Raw genomic sequence first — 16,794 nt, forward strand, 5'->3', positions numbered from 1 at the left:
CGATGTGTCCTGAGTCACATCATCGGACCGGGGCAAAAACCCACCGATCGGCGCACCCAACGCGCGGCGCCGCACCGCCCGGCCGAGGCTGATCGACAGAGCGCAGTCGGGGTCGGCCGACTGCCGCGGACCCGAAGGCGCCTCTATGCAGCAGCCCCGCCACCGGATACGCAAGCACCGTCACCCGGTGGCCCTCGGCGCGGCAACGGCCCTGGTCATCGCTGCACTGGCCTCGGCCAGCAGCACCCTTCCCCTGCCCAGCCGGGCCTCCGCGGGACCGATGACGAGCCCCCAGGCGGCCGGTCTGGGCCCGTGCCGGATATCGGCGGAGATGGGTGTGCAGATGTCGGAGGGCATGCCCACGCAGCCGGGCTACGCCCGCTCCACCGGCCAGGTGCACGCACTGAACCTGATGATCGACTTCCCCGACGCGGAGGGGAAGGAGCCGGCCATGGACCGGCTCGCGGAGTTCTTCCCGCAGACCACGGACTGGTTCCGCACCAGCTCCTACGGGCGCCTCACCTACGTACCCGAAGCACCGGTGAAGACCTGGCTGCGGATGCCGCTGCCGTTCTCGGCGTACGGGATCGAGCGCGGATCACCGTACGAACCCGGCTACCGCCACCTCGTCCAGGACATCGTCGCCGCCGCCGACCCGAAGGTGGACTTCACCGCATACGACCTGATCAACATCCTGGTCACGCCGAACGCCGGACCCTCGGCCCTGGACACCGTGCTGTCCGTGACCTTCTCGGGCAACGACGACGCTCCGTACGCGGACGGCGTCCCGCTCTCCAACACGTCCTTCGTCTACAGCCGCCAGGACGACGGCTCGGGCTCGTACCCCCAGACCGGCTACCGCGTCCTGCCGCACGAGAACGGCCATGTCTTCGGCCTGCCCGACCTCTACACGATGGAGGGCGGGGGCTCGGTCGGGCACTGGGACATCATGTCGGAGGACTGGGGCGCCAATAACGACCTGCTGGGCTGGCACAAGTGGAAGCTCGGCTGGCTGGACAACAACCAGATCAGCTGCGCCTCCCGCCCCGGCACCAGCGACCACGTCCTGGAACCGCTGGCCACCCACGGCGGCACGAAGCTGGCGTTCGTCCCGCTGACCGCGGAATCCGGCTACGCGGTGGAGGTGCGGACCCAGGCCGGAAACGACCAGGAGGTCTGCCGGCCGGGTGTGCTGATCTACAAGGTGAGCTCGGACGTCGACACCGGCCAGGGGCCCGTGTCCGTCACGGACAGCACCAAGGACAGCAGCGGCTGCACCCGGCTGCCCAACGTCCACGCCGAACTGTCCGATGCCCCGTTCCAGCCCGGTCAGACCTTCGACGACCGGGCCAACGGGATCCGCATCTCGGTGCTCGACAAGGACGCCAAGGGCGACTACCGCGTACGCATCACTCGCCTCTGACCGTCCGCGCCACCCCGTCCACGAGATCCGCCCGCGCAACCCGGTCCACGAGATCCACCCGCGACACCCTGTCCACGAGATCCACCCGCCCGTCCCGGATCACCGCCAGGTCTCCGGTACGGAACCAGCCGTCGGCGAACGACCGCGCCGTGGCCTCCGCGTCCCGCCAGTACCCACGAGCCAGCGCCTGGCCGCGGAGCCACAGTTCGCCCGTCTCCCCGTCGGGCAGCGTCTCGCCCGCCGGACCGGCGATCCGCACCTCGGTGGTCGGCGTCGGCCGCCCCGCACTGCCCGGGTGGAGCCGGCACTCGGCACCGAAGTTCGCCATGACTCCGCCGCCGGTCTCGGCCGGCCCGTAACCGCCGCACGGTTCGATCCGCTCCCCGTAGCGGGCCGTCAACCGCGCGACCAGGTCCCGCGGTACGGCGGATCCGCCGGTGTCGAGCGTCTGGAGACTCTCCAGCCCGTCCCCCGTCCGAGCGGCCGCGTCCAGCAGCTCGCGGGCGGTCGCCGGCGCCGCGGAGCAGTGCGTGACGCGGTGCTCCCGGATGAGCCGCAGTGCCTCCTGCGCGTCCCATGTGCGCATCAGGACGACGGCGCCACCCGCCGACATCGCGGCATGGACGCCGGTGAGCGCGGCAACGTGGAAGGACGGGAACGTCAGCAGCGTGACGGGCGCGGGCCCCTGCCCCGGGACGGTTCCCCGGCCGAGCGCGGAGGCCGCCGCGTGGAAACGTGGGTTGCGCGCGGCGCCCGCCTGGGCCAGCTGCGTGGCGACAGCTCCCTCGGGCCTGCCGGTGGTACCCGAGGTGTAGATGATCGTCGCATCGTCCTCGGGCCGGATCTCGACGTCCGGCGGCGCGGCGAACGGATCGGGCGCCGGCAGGTCTTCGTACCGCTCGACGCCCTCGAAAGGCATCCCGCCGCGCGCCTCACCGCGGCCGTGGTCCTCGCCACGAAAGACGATCACCCGCGCCCCGGCCCTTCGGGCCCAGTCCGCCACCAGGGGCAACCGCTCCCCGTCGACGAGCAGCACCCCCGGCCCGCAGTCCTCCAGCACGTACGCGAACTCGCCCTCCGTCCATCGGACGTCCAGCGGTACGGCGACCAGTCCGGCCAACTGCGCGGCCCAGAAGGCGATCTGCCACTCCGGGCAGTCGCTCATCGCGACCACCGCACGGTCGCCCGGGCGGAGGCCGTACCTCTCGCTCAGCCGGCATGCCAGCTGGGAGGCGGCGGCGAAGAACTCTCCGTACGAACAGCCGCGCTCCCCCGCGATCAGGAACGGCTGGTCCCCGAACGCCCACGTGGTCTCCACGAACTCACGGAGGGTCCTGGGCCCGTCCGCGTACACGAGCGAACCCGCCTGCGGCCCGTACTCCTCCCGCACCACGGCGAACGGACCACGGGGACCACTCAGCGCGGCATGCACACGCGCCGCCGCTTCGGTCGCGGCGGCGTCGGCCACGACCGCCGGGGCGGACGGAGGTACGGCTGGGGTCGGATCGGAATGCGGCACGGACAACCTTCCTGAGCACAACGCCGGGCGGCACGCACGCAGGCACGCACGTATGCACCGAGTAGTTCACGTCCTGTCCCGCCCGCACTGCCATTCCCGCGCCAGTGACGCACCTCACAGAACGATCGATCGCGCCCGAAAGCACGCGACCCCCGGAAACGGGCCGACGGGCCGGCCGGAGCGCGGCCGACGGTGGGTGCCGGGTGGCGGGTGGCGGGTGGCGGGTGGCAGTCGGCACCCGGCGGCGGAACCGGTCAGGAATCAAGAAGCACCCGCGGCAGGCCCGCAATTAGCGTGAAACGCATGACCTTCATCGAAGCCCTCACCCTTGAGGTGGCCGACACCACGGCCGCCCACCGCTTCTACGCCGCCCTCGGTCTGGACACCCGGGTGGGCCTGCGCTCGTCGGACGCGCCGACCACCGGATTCCGCGGGTTCTCGCTGTCGCTCACGATGTCCCAGCCGGCCGACGTCCGCGGCTTCGTCGACGCCGCTGTCGATGCCGGTGCCACGTCACTGAAGCCCGCCACCAAGTCGTTCTGGGGCTACGGCGGCGTCGTCCGGGCCCCGGACGGAACGATCTGGAAGATCGCCACATCGGCGAAGAAGGACACCGCCCCGGCCACCGGGCAGATCGACCAGATGGTCCTCCTGCTGGGCACGGCGAGCGTGACCGCGAGCAAGCGCTTCTACGTCGAGCGCGGCCTCACCGTGGCCAAGAGCTTCGGCAGCAAGTACGTCGAGTTCGACACCCAGGGCAGCCCCGTCAAGCTGGCCCTCTACGGACGCCGCGCCCTCGCCAAGGACGTCGGCGTCCCGGTCGACGGCACCGGCTCGCACCGGCTCGCACTCGCGGGCGATACGGGCGCGTTCACCGACCCGGACGGATTCGGCTGGGAGGCCGCCTCGCTGACGCCCGCGCCTTGATCCGGGGCCCGGGGTCCGGGATCAGGGGGCCGGGGCCTCCCGGTGGAGGGGCGCATTCACACCGCAAAAGGAGTAGAGAAGACGAAACGGCTCGACCGACCGCAACTCCGGAATTCCGGTCGAGCCGCGTCGACAGCGCCACCCGTGTCGGCAGCGAGCGAACCGGCGCGATGGCGTATGTGCGTGATCCAATCCACCCCGACCGGGTCGCAAGGGCAAACGGGAGGTGGTGCCGGGAACGACGGATGCGGGACTGCGGCGGGGAGTGCGGGGATGAACGCGGAAGGCATCGCTGACCTCATCGCTCAAGCTGGGCAGAAGGCCCCCCGTCTCCGTGCCGGGGCAGCGGACGAGCTCCCCGCAGCCACGTCCGGGGGCCTCCCCGCAGCCAGTCCGGGGGGCGGACCACTCTGCGTTGACGCCCTTGATCCCGCTGAACCGCGACCGCGAGGCGTACTTACGCGAGCGGGCCACCTCCGCGCTGGGCCAACTCGCCAAGGTGGACGGTCCAAGGGTGGACACGGGCAGCCGCATCAGTGACAGCGCCACCCGAACCGATCATCGCGCTCCCTACCCCGCAACGATCCCACCACGGGCCGACATCACGCCCCTGTGGGCACTCGGTCGATTCGATTGCCAAGCGCTTCGGTTTCCCTCTTGAGCCCGTCAAGAACACCCTTCTTCTCTTTTATGAGACGTTTCTGCTTTTCTACTTCAACCCTATGCCATTTTTCGACGAACAACACATTTCTTTTACACTTCACATCAGCGACAGCAGTGGACTTCTCCGCGCCGGACGGGTCTCCCTCATGCTGCCAACGGCGATCACCAACCGCATCCTCGGGTGTGTCGTACTTGTATCCCGCATTCCTCATGCATGCTTTCCATCGAATTACAGCATCAACGACGATCCGGTCATTCCTCGAACTTTCCCAGGTTCCGTAGCGCATAGCGTCGAGCGTGGTGGAAATCAGCCCTTGCGGAGGAAGCCCCAGCTTCCTGTACGCCTCTCCACGGCATCCCCCTTCAGGGATCTTCCTTCCGGACAGAGTTTTCAGATTCTCCCCCGTGTACAGATTTATTGTTTCGCGAGGAAGATTCCTGGTTCTTTCAATGTTCTCCCGGCCGACCCTCAGCGCCTCTTTGCGAGTTACGCCATGGGGGAGCGGGACAGCGTATCCGAACTTTCTGGCATCACCTTCGTTGACAACCCCATATCGTCGAGAGTTGTCGGCCACCTCGGACACCTGCTCGACGGGCTTCGGCCAATCGAGACCAAAACCTTTCATACATTCACTGGAAAGCACATAGACTGCCGATTTAAAACGTTGTCGCTCGGTCTTCTTCAGCGCATATTCATCAAGCGGAAGAATAATATCAAGCCCTTGATAATAGCCACTCGCTTTCGGAATTTTCATGGGCGTGGCCGCGCCGCGATCACGCACCTCTCCGTTCGCGCATCCGCTGACCAAAAGACCGAGCAAGGAAAACGTGGCAGCCAAACGAACCCTGCCGATCACGTCATCGCTCCCATACATGCACTACAACCCGTTCAAAGCCGACGGCCTCGACAATCCTCGTTCGAGGCGATGGGAAATCTCCTGAAACGTCAACGGCGACATCGCACTCACATTTCATTCGACGGAGGTCCAGCCAGGACATCGAGTCTGGCTGAACCTCCGCCGGCACCTCATTTAGTACATCAGGAGTGACACATGCTCACCCAGAATCAGCGCCTCAGTTGGGGCAGGCTGCGTTGTTAGCAAAGCAATGCGAGCTCCACTTATCGCTCCAACCGCCCTCCCAGTTCACTTTCCACCCCGGGACATTCCCCATGGCGGTGCCCGTGTAATTCACTCCGGCGTAGAAGGTGACCTCGGTGTCAGGATCCCGATTCCACGTGGAAGACACGGTGTCGTTGATGCCGACGCTGCTCCCGTAGTACGTTCCGGTGTACGAGGCTTTGCTGTAGAGAGTGTCGTAGACCTTACCCGTATTGTTATTGGTGTCATACAGGCACACTTCTCCACCGTTGGAACTTTCACATACGCCGTTATAGCTACCCGCAGCGGCGCTACCGGTGAAGGCGGCGGTGGCAATGAAGGCAGCAGCCCCGATTACAGAAATACCTCTTAGTCTTGGCACGAAATTTACCCCTCCCAGTTGTGTGGAAATTCGTTCTTCGTTGAGCAGCCACAAGGCAGCTTCCGGCCCGCCGATCAGCTAAGGCGGGGATATTCGAACGGTTGGATTAGCAAAGGGAGATTAACACCGGGCCTACTTCCGATCAACCATCGAATACCAGCCATGTGGCTCAAACTTAATAGCCACATATCGACGGAACCGTAAACGTTGATGCCGATTCATCACACGCGTTATGGCCGCATTTATTCGATGCCACAGGTGGAATACTGGATTCCGGCTCTGTTTTCGAACTCACCCCCATGCGCCTTGAGCACCGCCGCTTTGCCCGACTCCTCCTTCCTCGGCCGATCGTTGCCCGGCCGGGCCGGCACCGGGTCCTGGTGCGCGGTGAACCGCCGCAGTCGTCGGGGAGCGCCCGGCTGCCCGGCTCCGCACGCGTCGCACTTCCCTGAGTGGCGCCGTCGGGTGAGGACGTTGGCCCCCGTCCGCGCACATCGACGGGGCCCCGCAGCCGCGCCCGCTACACGCCGGTTCGGGCATCCGCGCTGCCCGCACAGGCGGCCGGCATCTGATCACGCCGGCTTCAGCCCTCTCCGCACCCCGTTGGAACCCCGCAGGTCAAACGGCGCGCGTGCCCCACGCCGACGCCTGGAGACAACGGGGGCGACCTCCGCAACCCCTATCCGCTACGCTGTCAGCGGTCAGTCGACCTTCAGGGCACCTGCCCGGGAAGGTGTCCATCCGGACCCCGCCCCGGCACCGCCCACAAGGGAGCCTGACCAGGGCGCTTGTCGCACTCCGCCCGGCCTTCCCCTGGGATGTCCGGCAAGGTTCACGACAAGCCCCGCCTTCGTAGCTCAGGGGATAGAGCACCGCTCTCCTAAAGCGGGTGTCGCAGGTTCGAATCCTGCCGGGGGCACAGGGAAAAGAGCACCCCTCAACGTTGAGGGGTGCTCTTTTGGCATCCGCCTCCGACATCAACGGCGGCCACTCACGGCCGGGCCGCCTGTGGAGCAGCCGGCCCATGTGACGGATCGCCTCGCCGCTGCGTGTCCTGGACGACGTATGTGACGACGCATGTATAGACGTCCGTCACGAGGCTCGCCACGTTCCGAGTGGCCTCGGTCCGGATCGGTCGATCGTCATCGGAATGCGTCGGCGCCGCCCGGCGCGTGCGTGGAGGAGTTCCCTGCCTCACCGTGACGCCCCCCTGGATTCCCGCGTCCTCCGTCAAGCCGGGTCGGCACCTGCCCTGTTGGGGGCGAAATGCCCACGGCTGACGAGGAGCCGGGCAGGCACGCTTGCGGCCGTCCGAGCTGCGGGCGGTAGGCACTCCAGGACCCTCCCGGGTGAACTCTACGTAGTTGATCTAGTACTCAGAGTGATCCTGTGCGTACGGTCAGCGCGTTACCCCCCGCCGTATTTCTGGAGAACCCATGGAACGCTTCCGCACCCGTCCTGCCCTGCTGGCCTTGGCCACGGCTCTCGCCGCCGGCGCTCTTGCCCCCGCTCAGCTCGTCGGAGCACAACCCGCCGCCGCGGCGAGCTACGACTGGGTGGCCTTGGGCGACTCGTACACCGCCGGCGTCATCCAGGCCGCCGGCGACGTCTACGAGTACCCGCGCGACGGGTGCGAGCGCACCGACCGGTCCTACCCGCAGGTCATCGACCGGGACTTCGGCTCACTGATCGAGCTGACCAACGTCAGCTGCGGCGCTGCCACGATCGAGGACATCACCTTCCGCGCACAGGAGCCGATCGGCCGCAACGTGCCGGGCAACCCCGACCCGGACTACCCCTTCCCCCCGGTACCTCCGCAGTCCGAGGCCGTCAGTCCCGGCACTGACGTGATCACCGTCGGGGTGGGCGGCAACACCCTCGGCTTCGGCGAGATCCTCTTCAAGTGCATCGAACTGGGGTCGGGCAGCGACGGCAAGGGCACGCCCTGCAAGGACGAACTGGCCGCGAGCATCCCCGGGCGGCTGACCAAGGTCAGCACCCAGTACGGCCAGATGCTCGCCAAGCTTCACGAGAGGGCCTCGGACGCCAAGATCCTGGCTGTGGGCTACCCCACGGTCATCCCCGAGGACGCCTCCAAGTGCGGCTACAACAACCAGCACCAGTTCCTCTCGATCACCCAGGGCGACCTTGACTGGCTCCGCCAGGACGTCCTGGAACCCCTCAACCGGACCATCGAGAAGTCGGCCGACGCCCCCAGCTCCACCACCTTCGTCAACCTCTACGACTCGTCCCGGGACCACAGCGTCTGCGACAGCCGCAAGTGGGTCGAAGGCGTCTTCGACGGCGACAACCGCATCACCCTCGTCCACCCCAACGCCGCGGGCCACCGCAACGCCGCCGACCACGTCGCCTCGGCGATCCTGAACGCCATCGCTCCGTCGGACTGACCAGCACACGGCAGCCCGCCCCCGAAAGCAGCACCACCCGGGGAGCCGCCCGCGGAGCCAACTCACCGCAGGCGCTTCCGGGAGCCCAACCCCCTGACATGACAACGGCCTTGCCACCGGCCCCGTGGCTTCTCGGTTTCCGGGACACGGCGAGGAGGCCGGGCCGGTGGATCATCCCCGGGTGATGTGTCCCACCCGACGCCAGGTGTGACACTCCTCGCCCCGCGGACGCTGGATACTTCAGACCATCACGAAGACTTGTGGTGCTCACGTGACCGCGAACGGAAACAATGGGGTGGGGCATTGAGCCCGCGCACAAAGCACGCGTACAAACCGCTGAGCCTGAAGAGACGGGCCTGGCTGACCATCGGAGCCGTAGTCCTGGCGGGGGCGGGGGCGACGGCGTACGCCGTCGCGGGGCCGGCCGGCAACGGGCCGGGGAACGGTCACAAGGGCCGGGCCGCAGCCGTGCGTACGGTCAAGCTCGCCGGCCAGGGTGCCGGTCGCAAAGGGCTCCCGAAGCAGGACACCGCGCAGTTCAGCGCCGCGCTGCTGACGTGGTCGGACCCGGACGTCAAGCTCAAGGGGACCGCCCAGATCCGGTCGAAGGAGGCCGGGACCGGCGAGTGGTCGGGCTGGCAGGCCCTGCCGGACGACCCCTTCTCCGCCGATGGCAAGGAGGCCGCGGACGCGGCCACCCGCGGCGGTACCGCCTCGGTCTGGACCGGGCCCTCGGACGGCGTCGAGGTGCGGGTGGTGGCCGCCGACGGCTCCGCCTCCGCGCTCCCGGCCGGCATGGACGTGAAGCTCCTCGACCCGGGCACCGACCCGAAGAGCGCCGCGAAGCCCGTCGCGTACGCGCAGGACCCCACGCCGACCCCGGTGGACACGACGCCCGCGGGCACGTCCAACGACACGGCCTCGCCCTCTCCCTCGGACACCGCGACGCCGCCGCCGAGTGACTCGGCGTCCCCGTCGGACACCGCGTCGCCCAGCAGCACCCCGAGCGGCACGCCCAGCGAAACGGTCACGCCCTCCCCGTCCCCGACGGTCCCGGCTCCCCTCCCCTCGACCGTCGTCAAGCCGCCGGTCATCACGCAGGCCGAGTGGGGTGCCTCCACGGACTACGACGGCACGCCCGGGTACGGCCAGGAGATCAAGGCCGCCGTCGTCCATCACACCGGCGTCGACCAGGACAACGCTGTCCCGTGCAGCCAGTCGAAGGCCCGGATGCGCACCATCCAGCAGGAGCACTTCGCCCGCGGCTACTACGACATCGGCTACAACTTCGTCGTCGACCGCTGCGGCCAGATCTTCGAGGGCCGAAGCGGCGGCATGGACCTCCCGGTGGTCGGCGCCCATGACGTCGGCTTCAACACCAACACGGTCGGCATCTCGTACATCGGCAACACGATGACGCTGAAGCCGACCCGGGCCGGCCTCGAGGCCATCTCCCGCGTCATCGCGTGGAAGTTCGGCATGTACGGCATCAGCCCGACCTCCAACGTGACGCTGGTGTCCGGTTCGCCGCTCGGCCAGGACGGCAACAAGGTCGCCCAGGGCGACTCGATCACGCTGCCCCGGGTCTTCGGCCACCGTGACACCAACAGCACGCTCTGCCCCGGCGACGCGCTGTACAGCAAGCTGCCGCTGATCCGCACCCTCGCGGCCGCGCCCGGCATCTCGCACGCCCTCACCCGCACGGACTTCAACGGTGACGGCGTGACCGACCTGGTCGCCGGCACCCCGAAGACGGCGAGCAGCGCCGGTTCGGTCACGGTCGTCCCCGGCGGGGACAGCGGCCCGGTCGCCACCGCCAAGCGCATCATCGACCAGAACAGCGAAGGCGTCCCCGGGAGCAGCGAATCCGGTGACCTCTTCGGCTCGTCCAACGCCTACGGCGACGTGAACGGCGACGGATACGGCGACCTCGTCATCGGCTCGCCCGGCGAGGACGACACCAGCGGCCACGCCGACTCGGGCTTCGTCACCGTGATGTACGGCCCCGCGCTCACCACCGGCACCTCGTACGGGACCGCCACCGCGACCCGCGCCGCCGGTGAGAAGCTCGGCACCTCCGTCGCCACCGGTGACTTCAACGCGGACGGCAAGGCCGACGTCTTCTCGGTCGCGCCCGGCAAGCCCGGCCGCTGGTGGTCGTACGACTCCGCGTCCGGCGCGGCCAAGTCGGGATATCTGAACACCACCGCCTACACCGCGGCCGTCTCCTACGCGGCCGTCGCCACCGGTGACTTCAACCGGGACGGTTACGCGGACGCGGCGGTCAACTTCCGTGACCCGACCGGCATCTCCCGGCTCCTGTGGCTGAAGGGCTCGGCCACGGGCCTGCAGCGCGTCGGCATTCTCACCGCAAAGGGCGGCCGCTCCCTCGCCGCGGGCGACGTCACCGGCGACGGGATCGACGACCTGGTCGTCGGACAGCCGGGCACGACCGAGTCGGGTTCCACCGCCAAGGGCGGCACGGTCGCCCTGGTCAAGGGCACGACGACCGGACTCACCTCGACCGGCGTCATCACGCTCGGACAGGACTCCGCCAATGTGCCGGGTACCGGCGAGACGGGCGACGACCTCGGCGCCGCGGTCGCCGTCGGCGACTACAACCTGGACGGTTACGCGGACGTTCTGGCCGGAGCCCCGAACGAGGACATCTCCCGCGGCGGTGTGAGCCGGGTCGACGCCGGTACGGTGATCCTCTTCAAGGGCACCTCCGCCGGTATCTCCGGCACCGGCTCGGTCGCGTACAGCCAGGACACGGCCGACGTCAGCGGCGACACCGAGACCGGCGACCGGCTCGGGTCCTCCGTCCTCCTCCAGGACCTGTCCGGCTACGGCCGTGCGGACCTGGCGATCGGCGCGGACGGCGAGAACGCGGGCGACGGCGTCTTCCTGCAGATGGACAGTGGCAGCGCGGGCGTCTCCCCCAAGAGCACGGTCTACTACGGCCGTTCCAACCTCGGCACCCCGGCAGCGGCCCACGTGGGCCAGACGCTGACGCCGTAGCGGCTCGGGCACGACACGAGGGGCCGGTACCCAGCGAGCAGCGCTGGGTACCGGCTCCTTCCGCATGTGCGCGGCCGGGAGGACTACGTCCGCCGGGCGAATGACCCTCCGCCGTAGTTCCTGCGACGGACCCCTGGGGTCGCCATCGCAGGTGACGACCCCGACGGGGCTGCCGCCTAGCGTGTTCCAGGTGATCGGGATCGTCCGGCGACCGCCCGGCATTCCAGTGGTCCCCTTCGCCCCGAGCAGAGGTTCGCCATGCCTGGAAACCCCAAATCTGTCATGCGCAGGTCAATTACAGGAGGGGTGGCGCCGCTCCGGTCAGAGCTCCCGCCCGGAGCGGTTCACGACGCGGGACGCGAAGCAGGACACGACGCAACACAGGCAGGACATGGCGCGGGACGCGGAGCAGGAGAGGAAGCGGGACATGGCGCGGGACGCGTCGCGGCCGGGACGGCGACCCTCGCTCTCGTGCTCGGCCTGTGGGGCATCGCGCGCGGCAACAGCATGTGGCGCGACGAGGCGGCGACCTGGGAGGCCGCCCACAGGAGCATCCCCGAGACCGTGCGCCTGCTGGAGCGGATCGACGTCGTCCACGGCCTCTACTACCTGTTCATGCACGGGGTGTTCGCGCTCGCCGGAGACAGCCTCGTGGTCCTGCGGCTGCCCTCCGTCCTGGCCATGGCCGGCGCCGCCGCCCTGGTCTCCCTCCTGGGTTCCCGGCTGGCCGGCCGGCACGCGGGACTGGCCTGCGGGCCGGCCTTCGCCCTGATCCCCGCGGTCCAGCAGTACGCGCAGGAAGGGCGCCCCTACGCCCTGGTGACGGCCTGCACGGCCCTGGCCTGCCTCCTCCTGGTCGCGGCGGTGGAGAGTCCGGGTACGGGGCGCTGGGCGGCGTACGGCGGGGCCGTGCTGGTCGCGGCACTGCTCAACTGGTTCTCGCTGCTGATGCTGTGCGCCCACGCGGCGACGATCGTCCTGGCCCGGCCGCCCCGCGCCACCGTGGTGCGCTGGGGGGTGGCCTCGGCCAGCGCCGTGGCCTGCACGCTCCCCCTCGTGGTGGCGAGCGGGGCGCAGTCGCAACAGGTGGCCTGGATCCGTCCCGTCAGCCCGGGCACGCTGTCCGGCCTCCTGCTGACGTTAGCCGCAGGCACCCTCTGCGCAGGGGCGATACGGCCGGGAGAACGCCGCCGCGCGCCCCGCGGCACACGAGTCCCGCTCACCGCGGTCGCCCTGCCCCTGCTCGTGCTTCCCCCGCTCGTACTGCTCGCGGCCTCCCTGATCCGTCCCGTCTACCTCACCCGCTACGTCCTGTTCCACCACATCGGGCTCGCCCTGCTCATCGGCGGAGCCTGCCACGCGCTCGCGCTCCGGCTGCGCGCCTCCCCTCACCGGACGATCGCCGCGGTCATGGCGCCCGCCTTCGTCGCGCTGCTCCCCGTACAACTGTCCCTGCGCGAGGCCGACAGCCGGGTCGACGACGTCATGGCCACGGCCGGCAGCGTCGCCGCCGTCCGCGGGACGGGTGACGCGGTGCTGTACATCCCCGCCGCGCGCCGTGACACCGCCCTCGTCTCCCCCGCCGCCTTCACCGGGATCAGGGACCTGGCACTGGTGCGGGGCCCGTCGGAATCCGGCACCCTGAGCGGCGTGGAGGGCAGCCCGCAACGGATAGCCGCCGCGATGCGCACCGCACCCCGGATCCTCGTCGTCAGCGACGCGGGGGCCCCGCCCGCCGCCACGGATCGCGACCGGGCCAAACAGCTCGTCCTGAGGGCGCACTTCATCCGCTGCTCCGCGGTCCTCGCAGGCGGCCGCCAGGTCACGGTGTACCACCGCCGGGGCGACCGCGGCGGCTGCGGCGGGCCGGTCGCGGCACCGAGCCGCCCCCACGCCGGTCAACGACCCTGATTCCTCGGGTGGTTGCGCGCCATGCGCTCATTGCCGAACTTGTACGCACCCGTCCAGCGGGCCATCACCGCCTGCGCGTCCCCGGCCTCCGCCTCGGCCACGAACCTGGCCGCCCGGTCACCACGCAGCGTCGTCGCCTTGCGGTCGCGGTGGGTGATGACGACGGTGCCGTCGTTGCGGGCCTCGTAGCTGAACCCCGAGGGTGCCGGCATGGTCGGACCTGCCTTCTCTCGCGTCCGTGCGCCTCTGCCCATACTCACGTGTATCCGCTCGGATCCGCTCGCATTTTTGCCCGGATCCGCTCGTGCCCCCCTTCGTATCGGACGGACCGGGAGAACGTGAGAACGTACCCGTCCCCCGCGCACGCCGCCTCAGCGGCAGGATGCCTTCAGCTGCGCCGCCGCATGATGCGCACCCACCAGCTGCGTACTGCCCCAGTCCCGGCCCCGGTCGATCAGCTGGACCGCGAAGGTGTCGCCCTTGACCGGGTAGCTGTTCACGTCGACCGCGCTGCCGCGATGCACGGTCTGGAGTACGGCGAAGCCCCTGTACGCGGAGTCCGCGTCCTCGGGGTCGGACAGCACCCGGTAGACGGTGGGGTTCCCGGCGACGTCCCGGTCGCGGTCCGAGCGCGGGACGAAGACGGTCAGCGCGCACTCACGGAATCCGGGCCCCAGGTGCCAGGACCAGGTGGCGGTGCTGCCGCCGTCCTCGTCAGGGCTGCCGGACATCGGGACGGCGCTGAACCGGCCGTCGCACGAGCCGCCGTGGAAGCCGCCCGAGGTGACCGTGTACCAGCCCGCGTCACCGTTCTCGAAGCGCCCGTCCTCGCGGTACTCCCCCGTCGTGCAGCCGGGGCCCGCCCACGCCGTGTAGCGGTAGGCCGGGGCGGACGGGCTGCTGCCGGGGTCCGGGGCGGTCGCGGCCGGTGAGGACGCGGGGGCGCCGGTGTCCGGTCCGGCGTCCGAGGGGCTGATGCGGGTGGGGGCGCCGCCCGCCCGGTCACCGGCCCCGCCGCCCGAGCGGCCCGCCGCGCCGATGCGGGTCTCGCCGCCCGCCGACGCGATGAGCGACACGGCCGTGACCAGGAAGCCGGTCAGCACCACCACGCCCGCGGCCAGCCAGGCCTTACGGCTCCCCGGCAGCGTGGACATCCGGCCCGCGAGTGTCTCCCGGGCGATCCACGCACCGTCCCCGCCGCCCGCACGCCGCGCACCGTCGCAGTCGGGACAGCTCATACCGGGCAGCGCACCACGCCGCTCGCCGCCGCACTGTTGGCACCTCATGGCAGCACACCATGCCAGTGCGGCGTCCCCGCAGGGAGAGTTCGTACGGAATAGGCCCGGCCGGTCCCCGTACCGTGGCGCGGGGACCGGTGGCGGGTGTCAGCGCAGTTCGTCCGGGCACGGTGTCCCGGGCGACAGCTGGTAGGGGGCTCCGAGCCGGTACACGCCGGGGCGCGGGGCGAGCAGTTCCGTCCACTCGTCGCCGTGCTCGTCCTCGTCCACCTTGATCAGGCAGCCGTTCGTGTTCACGAACGACCTCGGGCTGTCCTTGTCCGCGCGCTGCTTGGACGCCTCGGTCTCCTGCGGCCGCTCCAGGCTCCTGCCCTCGTCGTCGACGACGGCGAGCCAGCGCGAGAACGGGATACGGATCAGGACCCGGCCCGCCTTCTTCACGTGGATGGTCAGCTCCTCGGCGCTGGCCTCGTCCACCGTCGCCGGGGGATCGGCCATCGGCACGGGGCTGTCGACCGCGAAGAGCCGCCAGTTCTCGTCGGACCAGATCGCCTTGAGGTACGGCAGCCCCTTGCCGACCAGCTCCGCCTCCTGGACGGCGCCGCTGGAGTCCGGGTCGCCCGTGGGCAGCACCACGTAGTGCACGGCCCAGCGGTCGAGCCACTGGCGGTAGTTGACGGCGTCCAGGGTGTCGTCGTAGAAGAGCGGATTGCGCTCCATGTCGGCCTGCCGGTTCCAGCCGCGCGCCAGATTGACGTACGGCAGCATCGCGGCCGCCTCCCGGTGGCTGCTCGGCGGGACCACCTCGACCCGGCCCCGGTCCGCACCGACCTGCTGGAGCTGATCGACCATCGGGGCCAGCGCACGCGCCCACGACGCGGTGGGCGCGGTCTTGACGATGTCGTCGACACCCTTGAAGCCGATCCAGAAGTTCAGCCCCGCGAACGCGAGGACCAGCGCGTACCACTTACGGGAGCGCGGCACGGTGTACGGCAGCGCGGCCAGCAGCACGACCCCGGCGAACAGCATCGCCATCCGCGAGACGTTCGAGCCGATCTGCGAGTCGACCACATAGGTCAGCAGCGTCCCGATGCCGTACACGGCGGCCGCGGTGCGCACCGTCTTCCAGTCGCCCGGCACCAGGAAGAAGACGAGAACGGCGAAGACGAACGGTCCCGACAGCGTCGCGATCGACATCGGCTGCGTACCGGAGAACGGGAACAGCCACGCGGACAGCGCCACCACCACGATCGGCGCAAGACCCAGGGCGTACGCGCCGGGACGCCGCTTGTTCAGGAACAGCGCGGCCGCGATCACCCCGAGGAAGAGCCCGGCCACCGGGCTGCCCGCCGTAGCGAGCGCGGCGAGCGGTGCGGCGACGGCCGCCTTCGCCCAGCGCTTGTACCGCCACCGGTACGGCCAGCAGAACACCGCCGCCGTCGCACCGATTGCGAACATCATGCCGAGCCCGAACGTCACCCGGCCCGACAGCGCGTTGCACAGATACGCGAAGACGCCTGCCATCGAGCAGGCCAGCGGATTGCGCACCGCCTTCACCCGGTAGAGGATCAGCGAGGTCAGCCCCGCCGAGACCGTCCCGGCGATCATCATCGTCGTGCGCACGCCGAGCAGCGACATCAGATACGGCGAGACGACGCTGTACGAGACGGGGTGCATGCCCCCGTACCAGGCCAGGTTGTACGCGGTCCCGGGGTGCCTGCCGACGAACTCGGCCCAGGCGTCCTGGGCCGCGATGTCGCCACCGCTGTTGGCGAAGAAGAGGAACCAGAGAATGTGGACGGCGGCCGCCACGGCCGTCGTCAGCAGCACCGGATGCCGCAGGCATCGCTGCTTGAGGCCGTCGAACCGCCCGGCGAGCCGAGGGGTCCCGCCGGGGCCGGTCGATCGGTCCGGGCCGCTAGTCCCGTCCGCTCCGGCAGTCGTGTCGGGGTCGGGTCCGGTAGTTGTGTCGGGTCCCGTAGTCCCGCCGGATCCGGTCGATCCGGTCGTACCGGGTCCGGCGGTCCCGTCGGGGCCGGTCGATCGGTCCTGTTCGGTCGGTCCGTCCGTCCCGCTCGCGCTCCTCCCGGAGCTTGCGGAATCCGTACTGCCCGCCCGTGTCGGCTCGGCCGTGGTCACTGCGACTCTCCCCGTCCCTCCCCGGACGCGTTGGGACCGCCGGCTTGCCTGCTCGGGTCTCAT

11 protein-coding genes and 1 tRNA gene are annotated in these 16,794 nt (G+C 69.7%); 6 read left to right on the plus strand and 6 right to left on the minus strand.

Going from position 1 to position 16,794, the window contains the following annotated elements:
* The first annotated feature begins 145 nt into the window (after positions 1–145).
* The gene (locus ACGFZA_RS28095; RefSeq protein ID WP_385279030.1) at positions 146–1,423 is read left to right on the plus strand and encodes a M6 family metalloprotease domain-containing protein; all 1,278 of its coding nucleotides are present in this window, start codon (positions 146–148) and stop codon (positions 1,421–1,423) included.
* On the opposite strand, the gene ACGFZA_RS28100 is transcribed toward ACGFZA_RS28095, so the two are convergent.
* The gene (locus ACGFZA_RS28100) at positions 1,410–2,942 is read right to left on the minus strand and encodes a class I adenylate-forming enzyme family protein (protein ID WP_393682695.1); all 1,533 of its coding nucleotides are present in this window, start codon (positions 2,940–2,942) and stop codon (positions 1,410–1,412) included. The genes ACGFZA_RS28095 and ACGFZA_RS28100 overlap by 14 nt on opposite strands.
* A gap of 303 nt (positions 2,943–3,245) precedes the next feature.
* Here ACGFZA_RS28100 and ACGFZA_RS28105 point away from each other — a divergent pair, with 303 nt between their 5' ends.
* Positions 3,246–3,869, plus strand: a complete 624-nt coding sequence (locus ACGFZA_RS28105; RefSeq protein ID WP_393682696.1) for a glyoxalase — start codon at positions 3,246–3,248, stop codon at positions 3,867–3,869.
* Between the two features lie 602 nt (positions 3,870–4,471).
* Here the strand turns inward: ACGFZA_RS28105 and ACGFZA_RS28110 are convergent.
* Together ACGFZA_RS28110 and ACGFZA_RS28115 are read right to left on the minus strand one after the other, a co-directional pair.
* On the minus strand, positions 4,472–5,389 hold the full coding sequence (locus tag ACGFZA_RS28110) for a hypothetical protein (RefSeq protein ID WP_393682698.1): 918 nt from the start codon (positions 5,387–5,389) through the stop codon (positions 4,472–4,474).
* A 217-nt stretch (positions 5,390–5,606) separates the two neighbouring features.
* The gene (locus ACGFZA_RS28115) at positions 5,607–6,068 is read right to left on the minus strand and encodes a peptidase inhibitor family I36 protein (RefSeq protein ID WP_385279036.1); all 462 of its coding nucleotides are present in this window, start codon (positions 6,066–6,068) and stop codon (positions 5,607–5,609) included.
* 792 nt (positions 6,069–6,860) lie between these two features.
* Here ACGFZA_RS28115 and ACGFZA_RS28120 point away from each other — a divergent pair.
* The 4 genes from ACGFZA_RS28120 (at position 6,861) to ACGFZA_RS28135 (ending at position 13,354) form a co-directional block, all read left to right on the plus strand.
* Positions 6,861–6,933, plus strand: a tRNA-Arg gene (locus tag ACGFZA_RS28120).
* 517 nt (positions 6,934–7,450) lie between these two features.
* Positions 7,451–8,422 (plus strand): SGNH/GDSL hydrolase family protein, encoded by a 972-nt coding sequence (locus ACGFZA_RS28125; protein ID WP_393682700.1) that lies wholly within the window; start codon positions 7,451–7,453, stop codon positions 8,420–8,422.
* 303 nt (positions 8,423–8,725) lie between these two features.
* Positions 8,726–11,443, plus strand: a complete 2,718-nt coding sequence (locus tag ACGFZA_RS28130; RefSeq protein WP_393682702.1) for an FG-GAP-like repeat-containing protein — start codon at positions 8,726–8,728, stop codon at positions 11,441–11,443.
* A 471-nt stretch (positions 11,444–11,914) separates the two neighbouring features.
* The gene (locus ACGFZA_RS28135; RefSeq protein ID WP_393682704.1) at positions 11,915–13,354 is read left to right on the plus strand and encodes a glycosyltransferase family 39 protein; all 1,440 of its coding nucleotides are present in this window, start codon (positions 11,915–11,917) and stop codon (positions 13,352–13,354) included.
* Here the strand turns inward: ACGFZA_RS28135 and ACGFZA_RS28140 are convergent.
* From ACGFZA_RS28140 to ACGFZA_RS28150, 3 genes are all read right to left on the minus strand, one after another.
* Complete coding sequence (locus ACGFZA_RS28140) at positions 13,342–13,566, minus strand: hypothetical protein (RefSeq protein ID WP_393682706.1); 225 nt, start codon at positions 13,564–13,566, stop codon at positions 13,342–13,344. The two genes, ACGFZA_RS28135 and ACGFZA_RS28140, sit on opposite strands and share 13 nt — an antisense overlap.
* A 159-nt stretch (positions 13,567–13,725) precedes the next feature.
* Positions 13,726–14,592: an adhesin gene (locus ACGFZA_RS28145; RefSeq protein ID WP_393682708.1), complete on the minus strand. Its 867-nt coding sequence runs from the start codon at positions 14,590–14,592 to the stop codon at positions 13,726–13,728.
* A gap of 147 nt (positions 14,593–14,739) precedes the next feature.
* The gene (locus ACGFZA_RS28150) at positions 14,740–16,731 is read right to left on the minus strand and encodes an MFS transporter (RefSeq protein WP_393682710.1); all 1,992 of its coding nucleotides are present in this window, start codon (positions 16,729–16,731) and stop codon (positions 14,740–14,742) included.
* Between the last annotated feature and the right edge of the window lie 63 nt (positions 16,732–16,794).

Origin of the sequence: Streptomyces sp. NPDC048211, from assembly GCF_043202315.1 — a bacterium.
In the GTDB taxonomy this organism is placed as follows: Bacteria; Actinomycetota; Actinomycetes; order Streptomycetales; family Streptomycetaceae; genus Streptomyces.